The 12,958-nt window shown below is 63.0% G+C and carries 7 protein-coding genes and 3 rRNA genes; all 10 read left to right on the top strand.

The window, feature by feature from the left end:
- The first annotated feature begins 371 nt into the window (after window positions 1-371).
- Window positions 372-1,897 (top strand): 16S ribosomal RNA (locus tag OG622_RS40940).
- Between the two features lie 313 nt (window positions 1,898-2,210).
- Window positions 2,211-5,332 (top strand): 23S ribosomal RNA (locus tag OG622_RS40945).
- A gap of 95 nt (window positions 5,333-5,427) precedes the next feature.
- A 5S ribosomal RNA gene (rrf, locus tag OG622_RS40950) occupies window positions 5,428-5,544 on the top strand.
- Together the 16S, 23S and 5S rRNA genes form the textbook arrangement of a ribosomal RNA operon.
- Before the next feature lie 110 nt (window positions 5,545-5,654).
- Window positions 5,655-6,263 (top strand): CDP-alcohol phosphatidyltransferase family protein, encoded by a 609-nt coding sequence (locus OG622_RS40955; RefSeq protein ID WP_371581773.1) that lies wholly within the window; start codon window positions 5,655-5,657, stop codon window positions 6,261-6,263.
- Between the two features lie 126 nt (window positions 6,264-6,389).
- On the top strand, window positions 6,390-8,885 hold the full coding sequence (locus OG622_RS40960) for a sugar phosphate nucleotidyltransferase (RefSeq protein ID WP_371581774.1): 2,496 nt from the start codon (window positions 6,390-6,392) through the stop codon (window positions 8,883-8,885).
- A gap of 98 nt (window positions 8,886-8,983) precedes the next feature.
- Window positions 8,984-9,889 carry a DUF881 domain-containing protein gene (locus tag OG622_RS40965; protein ID WP_371581776.1) on the top strand — a complete coding sequence of 302 codons (906 nt, stop codon included), beginning with the start codon at window positions 8,984-8,986 and terminating at the stop codon, window positions 9,887-9,889.
- A complete protein-coding gene (locus OG622_RS40970) occupies window positions 9,886-10,218 on the top strand; it encodes a small basic family protein (protein WP_326584205.1) in 333 nt (110 codons plus the stop codon). Before OG622_RS40965 ends, OG622_RS40970 begins: the two co-directional genes overlap by 4 nt.
- A 5-nt stretch (window positions 10,219-10,223) precedes the next feature.
- Window positions 10,224-11,102, top strand: coding sequence for a DUF881 domain-containing protein (locus tag OG622_RS40975; RefSeq protein WP_371581777.1), 879 nt, complete (start codon window positions 10,224-10,226; stop codon window positions 11,100-11,102).
- Window positions 11,103-11,163: 61 nt separating this feature from the next.
- A complete protein-coding gene (locus OG622_RS40980) occupies window positions 11,164-12,135 on the top strand; it encodes an FHA domain-containing protein (RefSeq protein ID WP_371581778.1) in 972 nt (323 codons plus the stop codon).
- A gap of 39 nt (window positions 12,136-12,174) precedes the next feature.
- Window positions 12,175-12,930, top strand: a complete 756-nt coding sequence (locus OG622_RS40985; protein ID WP_371581780.1) for a MerR family transcriptional regulator — start codon at window positions 12,175-12,177, stop codon at window positions 12,928-12,930.
- Window positions 12,931-12,958 lie beyond the last annotated feature (28 nt).

The following is a 12,958-nucleotide window of genomic DNA, read 5'->3' on the forward strand; positions in this document are numbered from 1 at the left end:
ACAGACACTTCGTGTCCGTACCCGGCAGTACCAAACTCGATCAGATCCTATCCCGGGGTCATCTTCTGCATGTCTGCAGGATGGTGGTCAGGGGGCCGGAAAAACGCTGATAGAGTTTGGAACACCGAAGGGAAGCGCCCGGAGGAAAGCCCGAGAGTAGCTTGGGTGAGTACAAAGGAAGCGTCCGTTCCTTGAGAACTCAACAGCGTGCCAAAAATCAACGCCAGATATGTTGATACCCCGTCCGCCGGAATCTTTTCCGGTGGTCGAGGTTCCTTTGAAGTAAAACACAGCGAGGACGTTGTGAACGGTCGGGCTTATTCCGCCTGACTGTTCCGCTCTCGTGGTGTCGACCCGATTACGGGTAAACATTCACGGAGAGTTTGATCCTGGCTCAGGACGAACGCTGGCGGCGTGCTTAACACATGCAAGTCGAACGATGAACCGCTTCGGTGGGGATTAGTGGCGAACGGGTGAGTAACACGTGGGCAATCTGCCCTTCACTCTGGGACAAGCCCTGGAAACGGGGTCTAATACCGGATACAACACTCTCGGGCATCCGATGAGTGTGGAAAGCTCCGGCGGTGAAGGATGAGCCCGCGGCCTATCAGCTTGTTGGTGAGGTAACGGCTCACCAAGGCGACGACGGGTAGCCGGCCTGAGAGGGCGACCGGCCACACTGGGACTGAGACACGGCCCAGACTCCTACGGGAGGCAGCAGTGGGGAATATTGCACAATGGGCGAAAGCCTGATGCAGCGACGCCGCGTGAGGGATGACGGCCTTCGGGTTGTAAACCTCTTTCAGCAGGGAAGAAGCGAAAGTGACGGTACCTGCAGAAGAAGCGCCGGCTAACTACGTGCCAGCAGCCGCGGTAATACGTAGGGCGCGAGCGTTGTCCGGAATTATTGGGCGTAAAGAGCTCGTAGGCGGTCTGTCGCGTCGGATGTGAAAGCCCGGGGCTTAACCCCGGGTCTGCATTCGATACGGGCAGACTAGAGTGTGGTAGGGGAGATCGGAATTCCTGGTGTAGCGGTGAAATGCGCAGATATCAGGAGGAACACCGGTGGCGAAGGCGGATCTCTGGGCCATTACTGACGCTGAGGAGCGAAAGCGTGGGGAGCGAACAGGATTAGATACCCTGGTAGTCCACGCCGTAAACGGTGGGAACTAGGTGTTGGCGACATTCCACGTCGTCGGTGCCGCAGCTAACGCATTAAGTTCCCCGCCTGGGGAGTACGGCCGCAAGGCTAAAACTCAAAGGAATTGACGGGGGCCCGCACAAGCAGCGGAGCATGTGGCTTAATTCGACGCAACGCGAAGAACCTTACCAAGGCTTGACATCGCCCGGAAAGCATCAGAGATGGTGCCCCCCTTGTGGTCGGGTGACAGGTGGTGCATGGCTGTCGTCAGCTCGTGTCGTGAGATGTTGGGTTAAGTCCCGCAACGAGCGCAACCCTTGTTCTGTGTTGCCAGCATGCCCTTCGGGGTGATGGGGACTCACAGGAGACTGCCGGGGTCAACTCGGAGGAAGGTGGGGACGACGTCAAGTCATCATGCCCCTTATGTCTTGGGCTGCACACGTGCTACAATGGCAGGTACAATGAGCTGCGAAGCCGTGAGGCGGAGCGAATCTCAAAAAGCCTGTCTCAGTTCGGATTGGGGTCTGCAACTCGACCCCATGAAGTCGGAGTTGCTAGTAATCGCAGATCAGCATTGCTGCGGTGAATACGTTCCCGGGCCTTGTACACACCGCCCGTCACGTCACGAAAGTCGGTAACACCCGAAGCCGGTGGCCCAACCCGTAAGGGAGGGAGCTGTCGAAGGTGGGACTGGCGATTGGGACGAAGTCGTAACAAGGTAGCCGTACCGGAAGGTGCGGCTGGATCACCTCCTTTCTAAGGAGCATCTAGGCTGCCGGGCTTGCCCGGTGGTCCAGGGCCATGACGCAGGCGAATGTTCTGCGGTGGTTGCTCAAGGGTGGAACGTTGATTATTCGGCTGGTTTCCGGGTCGGAGACTGTTAGTACTGCTCGCAAGGGCGTGGAAAACATGATCTTCGGACGGGATCCGGTCGGGCACGCTGTTGGGTGTCTGAGGGTATGGCCGTATGGCTGCCTTCAGTGCCGGCCCCAGTGAACTCCGGTGGTTACCGGGGGTGATGGGTGGTTGGTCGTTGTTTGAGAACTGCACAGTGGACGCGAGCATCTGTGGCCAAGTTTTTAAGGGCGCACGGTGGATGCCTTGGCACCAGGAACCGATGAAGGACGTGGGAGGCCACGATAGGCCCCGGGGAGTCGTCAACCAGGCTTTGATCCGGGGGTGTCCGAATGGGGAAACCCGGCAGTCGTCATGGGCTGTCACCCTTGCCTGAACACATAGGGCAAGTGGAGGGAACGCGGGGAAGTGAAACATCTCAGTACCCGCAGGAAGAGAAAACAACCGTGATTCCGGGAGTAGTGGCGAGCGAAACCGGATGAGGCCAAACCGTATGCGTGTGAGACCCGGCAGGGGTTGCGTATACGGGGTTGTGGGATCTCTCTTGATCAGTCTGCCGGCTGGTCGGCGAGTCAGAAACCGTTGATGTAGGCGAAGGACATGCGAAAGGTCCGGCGTAGAGGGTAAGACCCCCGTAGCTGAAACATTAACGGCTCGTTTGAGAGACACCCAAGTAGCACGGGGCCCGAGAAATCCCGTGTGAATCTGGCGGGACCACCCGCTAAGCCTAAATATTCCCTGGTGACCGATAGCGGATAGTACCGTGAGGGAATGGTGAAAAGTACCGCGGGAGCGGAGTGAAATAGTACCTGAAACCGTGTGCCTACAAGCCGTGGGAGCGTCGCGCATCGAGTTTACTCGGTGCGTCGTGACTGCGTGCCTTTTGAAGAATGAGCCTGCGAGTTTGCGGTGTGTTGCGAGGTTAACCCGAGTGGGGTAGCCGTAGCGAAAGCGAGTCCGAACAGGGCGCTTCAGTAGCACGCTCAAGACCCGAAGCGGAGTGATCTAGCCATGGGCAGGTTGAAGCGGAGGTAAGACTTCGTGGAGGACCGAACCCACCAGGGTTGAAAACCTGGGGGATGACCTGTGGTTAGGGGTGAAAGGCCAATCAAACTCCGTGATAGCTGGTTCTCCCCGAAATGCATTTAGGTGCAGCGTCGTGTGTTTCTTGCCGGAGGTAGAGCACTGGATAGGCGATGGGCCCTACCGGGTTACTGACCTTAGCCAAACTCCGAATGCCGGTAAGTGAGAGCGCGGCAGTGAGACTGTGGGGGATAAGCTCCATGGTCGAGAGGGAAACAGCCCAGAGCATCGACTAAGGCCCCTAAGCGTACGCTAAGTGGGAAAGGATGTGGAGTCGCAGAGACAACCAGGAGGTTGGCTTAGAAGCAGCCACCCTTGAAAGAGTGCGTAATAGCTCACTGGTCTAGTGATTCCGCGCCGACAATGTAGCGGGGCTCAAGCGTACCGCCGAAGTCGTGTCATTTCAGCATATAGGGCCAACGCCTGCTGGGATGGGTAGGGGAGCGTCGTGTGCCGGGTGAAGCAGCCGCGGAAGCGAGTTGTGGACGGTTCACGAGTGAGAATGCAGGCATGAGTAGCGATACACACGTGAGAAACGTGTGCGCCGATTGACCAAGGGTTCCTGGGTCAAGCTGATCTGCCCAGGGTAAGTCGGGACCTAAGGCGAGGCCGACAGGCGTAGTCGATGGATAACCGGTTGATATTCCGGTACCCGCTGTGAAGCGTCAAACATTGAACCAGGCGATGCTAAGTCCGTGAAGCCGTTCCGGACCCTTCGGGGAATGGAAAGTGGTGGAGCCGACGGACCAGACTTGCAGTAGGTGAGTGATGGGGTGACGCAGGAAGGTAGTCCATCCCGGGCGGTGGTTGTCCCGGGGTAAGGGTGTAGGACGTCAGGTAGGTAAATCCGCCTGGCAATAGTCTGAGACCTGATGCCGAGCCGATTGTGGTGAAGTGGATGATCCTATGCTGTCGAGAAAAGCCTCTAGCGAGTTTCATGGCGGCCCGTACCCTAAACCGACTCAGGTGGTCAGGTAGAGAATACCGAGGCGTTCGGGTGAACTATGGTTAAGGAACTCGGCAAAATGCCCCCGTAACTTCGGGAGAAGGGGGCCATCACTGGTGATCCGATTTACTCGGTGAGCTGGGGGTGGCCGCAGAGACCAGCGAGAAGCGACTGTTTACTAAAAACACAGGTCCGTGCGAAGCCGTAAGGCGATGTATACGGACTGACGCCTGCCCGGTGCTGGAACGTTAAGGGGACCGGTTAGTCACTCTTCGGGGTGGCGAAGCTGAGAACTTAAGCGCCAGTAAACGGCGGTGGTAACTATAACCATCCTAAGGTAGCGAAATTCCTTGTCGGGTAAGTTCCGACCTGCACGAATGGCGTAACGACTTCTCGACTGTCTCAACCATAGGCCCGGTGAAATTGCACTACGAGTAAAGATGCTCGTTTCGCGCAGCAGGACGGAAAGACCCCGGGACCTTTACTACAGTTTGATATTGGTGTTCGGTTCGGCTTGTGTAGGATAGCTGGGAGACTTTGAAGCTCGGACGCCAGTTCGGGTGGAGTCGTCGTTGAAATACCAGTCTGGTCGTGCTGGATGTCTAACCTGGGTCCGTGATCCGGATCAGGGACAGTGTCTGATGGGTAGTTTAACTGGGGCGGTTGCCTCCTAAAGAGTAACGGAGGCGCCCAAAGGTTCCCTCAGCCTGGTTGGCAATCAGGTGTTGAGTGTAAGTGCACAAGGGAGCTTGACTGTGAGACCGACGGGTCGAGCAGGGACGAAAGTCGGGACTAGTGATCCGGCGGTGGCTTGTGGAAGCGCCGTCGCTCAACGGATAAAAGGTACCCCGGGGATAACAGGCTGATCTTCCCCAAGAGTCCATATCGACGGGATGGTTTGGCACCTCGATGTCGGCTCGTCGCATCCTGGGGCTGGAGTCGGTCCCAAGGGTTGGGCTGTTCGCCCATTAAAGCGGTACGCGAGCTGGGTTTAGAACGTCGTGAGACAGTTCGGTCCCTATCCGCTGCGCGCGCAGGAATATTGAGAAGGGCTGTCCCTAGTACGAGAGGACCGGGACGGACGAACCTCTGGTGTGCCAGTTGTCCTGCCAAGGGCATGGCTGGTTGGCTACGTTCGGGAGGGATAACCGCTGAAAGCATCTAAGCGGGAAGCCTGCTTCGAGATGAGTATTCCCACCCACTTGATGGGGTAAGGCTCCCAGTAGACGACTGGGTTGATAGGCCAGATATGGAAGCCTGGTAACGGGTGGAGTTGACTGGTACTAATAGGCCGAGGGCTTGTCCTCAGTTGCTCGCGTCCACTGTGTTGGTTCTGAAACCACGAACAACCCCATTCCCTGTTTGGTCACGGGGGATGGTGCGGTTGAGTGTTTCATAGTGTTTCGGTGGTCATAGCGTGAGGGAAACGCCCGGTTACATTCCGAACCCGGAAGCTAAGCCTTACAGCGCCGATGGTACTGCAGGGGGGACCCTGTGGGAGAGTAGGACGCCGCCGAACTCCTTTTAGAGCTCTGGCTCTTGGGCACACTGCCCAAGAGCCAGAGCTTTTTTGCGTTGAGGTAGGGTCAGGGGGCATCGTTGGCTCATTTCCCACAGGAGGTCCCCCGGGTGGAGGTACAGGAGACCCGGGTCCAGACGGACCGGGTCCTCACCATCCCGAACATTCTCAGCATGGCGCGGCTCCTTGGCGTGCCCGTCTTCCTGTGGTTGGTTCTCTGGCCCGAGTTCGGCGGCCCCAAGGTCGACGGCTGGGCGTTCCTGGTGATCGCCCTCAGCGGCGTCAGTGACTATCTGGACGGCATGCTGGCGCGGCGCTGGAACCAGATCAGCAGCCTTGGCCGGCTCCTCGATCCCGCGGCTGACAGGTTGTACATTCTGTCAACTCTGGTGGGACTCACCTGGCGCGAGATTCTGCCATTCTGGTTGACCGCTGCACTGCTCTTGCGGGAGCTGGTTCTGTTGGTGATGGTGGGCATCCTCCGGCGGCACGGCTATCCGCCGCCGCAGGTGAACTTCCTCGGGAAGGCGGCTACCTTCAACCTGATGTGCGCCTTCCCGTTGCTGCTGCTCAGTGACGGGAATGGATGGATCCCGTCACTCGCTGCTATTTTCGGATGGGCGTTCGCCGGATGGGGTACAACCCTGTACTGGTGGGCAGGGATCCTCTACGTGGTTCAGGTCCGCCGACTCGTCAGTGCGGACGCCATGGCCGATTGAGCCCGCCCGATTGAGCCCGCCCCGATGGGCGGCCGTAGTGGCTCGATGGCCCGCTTTGAAAAAGTGCGGGACAATCTGGACGGGTGAAGTCGGCTAGACCGTCTCTTCAAGGAGGACGCTTCCGACATGAAGGCCGTCGTGATGGCCGGAGGTGAAGGCACACGCCTTCGCCCCATGACCTCGAGCATGCCCAAGCCGCTCCTGCCCGTGGTGAACCGCCCGATCATGGAGCATGTGCTGAGGCTGCTCAAAAGGCATGGGCTCAACGAGACCGTCGTTACAGTCCAGTTCCTGGCGTCACTCGTCAAGAACTACTTCGGTGACGGCGAAGAGCTCGGGATGGAGCTCACCTATGCCAATGAGGAGAAGCCACTCGGTACCGCCGGGAGCGTCAAGAACGCCGAGGAGGCGCTGAAGGACGATGCGTTCCTCGTCATCTCCGGCGATGCCCTCACGGACTTCGACCTCACCGAGCTCATCAATTTCCACAAGGAAAAGGGTGCGCTGGTCACCGTCTGTCTGACACGGGTGCCGAATCCGTTGGAATTCGGTATCACGATCGTGGATGAGGAAGGCAAGGTCGAGCGGTTCCTGGAGAAGCCGACCTGGGGTCAGGTCTTCTCGGACACCGTGAACACGGGCATCTATGTGATGGAGCCCGAAGTCTTCGACTACGTCGAGGCCGATGTTCCCGTCGACTGGTCCGGCGATGTCTTCCCGCAGCTGATGAAAGAGGGCAAGCCGGTCTACGGCTATGTCGCCGAGGGATACTGGGAGGACGTCGGTACGCACGAGAGCTATGTGAAGGCTCAGGCCGATGTGCTGGAGGGCAAGGTCGACGTCGAGATCGACGGGTTCGAGCTCTCGCCCGGAGTGTGGATCGCCGAAGGCGCCGAGGTGCACCCCGACGCCGTGCTGCGCGGGCCGTTGTACGTCGGGGACTACGCCAAGGTCGAGGCGGGCGTCGAAATCCGTGAGCACACCGTCGTGGGCTCGAATGTCGTCGTGAAGAGCGGGGCCTTTCTGCACAAGGCCGTGGTCCACGACAACGTCTACATCGGGCAGCACAGCAATCTGCGTGGATGCGTGGTCGGCAAGAACACCGACATCATGCGGGCCGCGCGGATCGAGGACGGTGCGGTGATCGGCGACGAGTGCCTCGTCGGCGAAGAATCGATCATCCAGGGGAACGTCCGCGTCTACCCGTTCAAGACGATCGAGGCCGGTGCTTTCGTCAACACCTCGGTGATCTGGGAGTCCCGGGGACAGGCGCACCTGTTCGGCGCACGTGGTGTCTCCGGCATCCTGAATGTGGAGATCACACCCGAGCTGGCCGTGAGACTCGCCGGAGCGTACGCCACGACGCTCAAGAAGGGCTCCACGGTCACCACCGCCCGAGACCACTCCCGAGGCGCACGTGCGCTGAAGCGAGCGGTCATCTCGGCGCTGCAGGCCAGCGCCATCGACGTACGGGACCTGGAGAACGTACCGCTGCCGGTGGCGCGGCAGCAGACCGCGCGGGGCAGTGCCGGCGGGATCATGATTCGCACGACGCCGGGGGTTCCGGACTCGGTCGACATCATGTTCTTCGACGGGCGGGGAGCCGACCTCTCGCAGGCCAGTCAGCGGAAGCTGGACCGGGTGTTCGCGCGGCAGGAGTACCGGCGCGCGTTCCCTGGGGAGATCGGGGATCTGTACTTCCCTGCCAGTGTTTTCGACTCCTACACCGGGTCGTTGCTGCGGAACGTCGACACGACCGGGATCGCCGAGTCGGGACTCAAGGTCGTCGTGGACGCGTCCAACGGCAGTGCCGGTCTCGTGCTGCCGAGTCTGCTCGGCAAGCTGGGTGTCGACTCGTTGACGATCAACCCCGGCCTCGACGAGTCGAGGCCGACGGAGACGGGCGACATGCGGCGGTCGGGTCTGGTGCGGCTGGGCGAGATCGTGGCGTCCTCACGGGCCGCATTCGGTGTGCGGTTCGATCCCGTCGGTGAACGGCTGTCGCTCGTCGACGAGAAGGGGCGGATCGTCGAGGACGACCGGGCTCTGCTGGTCATGCTCGACCTGGTGGCCGCGGAGCGGCGCAGCGGCCGGGTGGCGCTGCCGGTGACCACCACGAGGATCGGTGAGCAGGTCGCGGCTTACCACGGCACGCAGGTCGAGTGGACGACCACCTCGCCGGACGACCTCACGCGGGTCGGCGGTGACGAGACCACCATCTTCGGTGGCGACGGTCGCGGTGGGTTCATCGTGCCGGAGTTCAGCAGCGTCTTCGACGGGACGGCGGCCTTCGTACGGCTCATCGGGCTGGTGGCGCGGACACAGCTCACGCTCAGCCAGATCGACGCGCGGATTCCGAAGGCGCATGTCCTGAAGCGGGATCTCGCCACCCCGTGGGCCGTCAAGGGCCTGGTGATGCGCCGCGTCGTGGAGGAGGCCGGGGATCGCTTCGTCGACACGACCGACGGTGTACGGGTCGTGGAGACGGACGGTCGGTGGGTGATGGTTCTGCCGGACCCGGCCGAGGCCGTCACACACCTGTGGGCCGAAGGGCCCGACGACGCCTCCGCACAGGCCCTGCTCGACGAGTGGTCGGCGGTCGTGGACAGCGCGGGCCGCTGAACCGCCTCGCACGCGCGCGTGCCGGACAAGTGCCCTCAACGGGGCCTGTCCGGCATGCCGGTGGGGCCATTCGGAGGTAGTGGTCGCGACGTGCGACGATGTGCGGCATGCCGCAGCAGCCCCCCGTTCGGAGCACACCCACGCGCCCGTCGCGTCCGGACGCCTCCATGTCGCTGCTCAACAACGTCATGGATCACAGCCTCGACGACGGATACGCCGAGGCGGCCGCCCGCAGGAAGGCCGCGGGCAACGAGGGCATGCCGAAAACCGTGCGGGCCAAGCTGGGGCTCGCGGTCGGCCTGGTGCTCGCCGCCTTGGTGGTGACGGTGGGGGCGGCGCAGGCGCGGATAAGCGCTCCCGTGGTCGCCAAGGAGCGCGAGGAGCTCATCGACCGCATCCAGAAGGAGACCGCGGCCGCGGACAAGCTCGAGGACTCCGTGGACGAGCTCCGTGACGACGTGAGCGCACGGCAGCGCAAGGCGCTCAAGGACGAAGGCGGCAGCGACAGCGACGACCTGGTCGGCATCCTGTCGGGCGCTGTCGAGGTGCACGGCCCCGGGGTGCGGCTGGTCGTGAACGACTCCAAGAGCGCCGACCAGGGCGGTGACGGCGACCCGCGCGAGACGTCCGGGTTCTCGGACACCGGCCGGGTGCGCGACCGGGACATGCAGCGGGTCGTCAACGGGCTGTGGGAGTCGGGGGCCGAGGCCGTCTCGATCAACGGGCAGCGGCTCACCGCGCTGTCGGCGATCAGGGCCGCCGGCGACGCGATACTGGTCGACAACAAGCCACTGGCGCCGCCCTACACCGTGCTCGCGGTGGGGGACGGACAACGGTTGAGCACCAGGTTCCAGAACAGCCCCGACGGGCTGTATCTGCACGCCCTCCATGAGAACTTCGACATTCGCACGAGCATCTCCGTCGAGGACGACATCAAGGTGCCGGCCGCGCCGAGCGTGATCGTACGAACAGCAGAACCGAGCACAGAGAAGGGCACATCGTGATCGCCGTACTGGGCCTCGTCCTCGGAGTCGTGGCCGGACTGTTGGTCCGGCCCGAGGTACCGGTGGTCGTCGAGCCGTATCTCCCCATCGCCGTGGTCGCGGCGCTCGACGCCGTCTTCGGCGGTCTGCGCTCGATGCTGGACGGGATCTTCGACGACAAGGTCTTTGTGGTGTCGTTCCTGTCGAACGTGGTCGTGGCCGCGCTGATCGTCTTCCTCGGCGACAAGCTGGGCGTCGGCGCCCAGCTGTCCACGGGCGTCGTGGTCGTCCTCGGTATCCGTATCTTCTCCAACGCCGCGGCGATCCGCCGGCACGTCTTCCGGGCGTGAGGCCGATGAACGAGCGGGACGAGACGCCGAGGCCGAAGAAGCCGACTCCGGGCGGAGGAGACGACGACACACCGACCACCCAGCTGCGCCGGGAACTCCCCCAGGAAGTGCCCGCCACGGCCGCCCGGGAGCCCGGTGAGGCGCCTCGGGACGAGAAGAACAAGCTGACCGGGCGGCAGCGGCTGGCTCAGGGGCTGTGGCCGCCGCGCTTCACCCGCGCCCAACTCATCGTGGCTCTCCTGCTGTTCGGCCTCGGCTTCGGACTGGCGATCCAGGTGGCCTCCAACAACGACGACAGCGCGCTGCGCGGAGCACGTCAGGAAGACCTCGTACGCATCCTCGATGAACTGGATGACCGTACTCAGCGTCTGGAGGAGGAGAAGCAGGGTCTCGAGGATCAGCGCACCGAGCTGGAGAACAGCTCGGACCAGGCCGAGGAGGCACGCAAGCAGACGGTCGAGAAGGAGCGGCAACTCGGCATTCTGGCGGGCACGGTGGCAGCGCAGGGACCCGGCATCACACTGACGATCAACGACACGAAGGGGACGGTCGAGGCGGACATGCTGCTCGACGCGATCCAGGAGTTGCGCGCGGCCGGGGCGGAGGCGATTCAGGTGAACGGGGTACGCGTCGTGGCCAGCACTTTTCTGACCGATTCCGGTGAGGGAATCAGTGTCGACGGGAACAAGATCACCCAGCCTTTTCGTTTCAAGGTCATCGGTAACCCGCAGGACCTCGAGCCCGCACTGAACATCCCCGGAGGAGTGGTGCAGACACTGGAGAAGGAGCAGGCCACCGTGACCGTGCGGCGGGCGGGCAAGATCGTCGTGGACGCCTTGCGAGCGGCGAAGCGGCCTGACTACGCTCGGTCGTCCTCCCAGTGAACCGCAGGTGCATGGGGCCCGTCCGGCGGGGGCATGAGGTTGCGGGGGGTCGGCGCACCGAATGGGTGGTGCGTGGTGGAAACTGTCTGGTGGATACGGACGTTGTGAGGTTGTCCGGGTCGGCCGGTGTGTTCAGTCAGGGTTCGTCCTGCCCCACGGGCGGGTCTGTTTCGGTCAAGGGGAATCGCCCGTGAAGTTGTTTGCGAAGTTGTTCGGCAAGAGCGCGCGAGAGGGCAGCGACAACGCGACCGCCCGCCATCGCGCGCAGCCTTCGGAAGCGGAGGGGCAGGGCGGTGAGCGCCCGCTGTTCCGGGACCAGGTCACTGGTCCGGGAGGTGACATTTCGGGAGGTCAGGGCGCGCCGTCTGTTGACCCTGCCCAGTCGGGCCGCATAGGTTTCGGGGAACCGTCAACCTCAGGTACGGGTGGAGGGTTTACCTCAGACCCGTATGCGTCCAATGCCCCGGCGGGGCAGCCGCGGCAGGAGGATCCGTCGATGTCGGCCCTGGTGTGTACGAGGTGCGGTAACCGCAACGCGGAGAACAGCCGCTTCTGCTCGAACTGCGGTGCTCCGCTGCGGGCCGGCGCGACCGCCGAGCGTCCGTCCGAGACGACCTCCACCATCTCCATCTCCGGCCTCGAGGCCTACGACTCCGAGGTCACCGGCCAGACCCAGCTGCCGGCGCTCTCCCCCGAGGCCCAGGCCGCCGTCGACGCGCTGCCGCTCGGCTCGGCGCTCCTGGTCGTGCGCCGCGGTCCGAACGCGGGCAGCCGCTTTCTGCTGGACGGCGATCTGACCACGGCGGGCCGGCACCCGCAGAGTGACATCTTCCTGGACGACGTGACCGTGTCGCGTCGCCACGTGGAGTTCCGCCGGGGTCAGGACGGCTCGTTCACGGTCGCCGACGTCGGCAGCCTGAACGGCACGTACGTCAACCGTGAGCGGATCGACCAGGTCGCCCTGCACAACGGCGACGAGGTGCAGATCGGCAAGTACCGGCTGGTCTTCTACGCGAGCCAGCGGGGCTACTGACCCTCCCGGACCGCGTCCGGGGAACCCCAGGGAAGGTCCATGCTTCGAACAACGAGCGGTGGTGCCGACCACGGCACCACCGCCGCGGACAGTGGCCTGATGAGCATCGGCACGGTGCTCAACACACTGCGCGAGGAGTTCCCCGAGGTAACCATCTCCAAGATCCGTTTCCTGGAGTCGGAGGGGCTCATCGAGCCGCAGCGAACCCCCTCGGGGTATCGCAAGTTCAGCGCCGAGGACGTCGAGCGGCTGGGACACGTCCTCAGGATGCAGCGGGACCACTATCTGCCGCTCAAGGTGATCCGTGAGTATCTGGAGGCCCTGGAGCGCGGCGAGGAGGTCCGGCTGCCGTCCGTGGGGCGGCAGCGTGACCTCAGTGACGGGGAGCGCCTGAGCGAGCTCTTCGGGGAGCCCGAGGAGCCGACGGCCGCCCGGATCGGGCGCGGTGAGCTCGTCGCGGGCGCCGGGATCGACGCGGAGCAGCTGGCCGAGTGGGAGTCGTACGGGCTGGTGGCCCCGCTGCCGGACGGGTCGTACGACGCCGAGGTTCTCACCGTCGCCACGCTTGTGGTGGAACTGGGGCGGTTCGGTATCGAGCCCCGGCATCTGAGAATGATGCGCGCCGCCGCGGACCGTGAGGCGGGGCTCATCGATCAGGTCGTGGCGCCTCTGCGCCGCCACCGTAATCCGCAGACCAGGGCACATGCGGAGGACCGTACGAGGGAGCTGGCGGGGCTCACGGTCAAGCTGCACGCCGCTCTCGTGCAGAGCGCGCTGGGTGTACGGCTCCGCTGACGCGCGGTGTTCGCCTGTGGCGGATCGG

The organism is Streptomyces sp. NBC_01314 (genome assembly GCF_041435215.1).
Classification (GTDB): Bacteria; Actinomycetota; Actinomycetes; order Streptomycetales; family Streptomycetaceae; genus Streptomyces.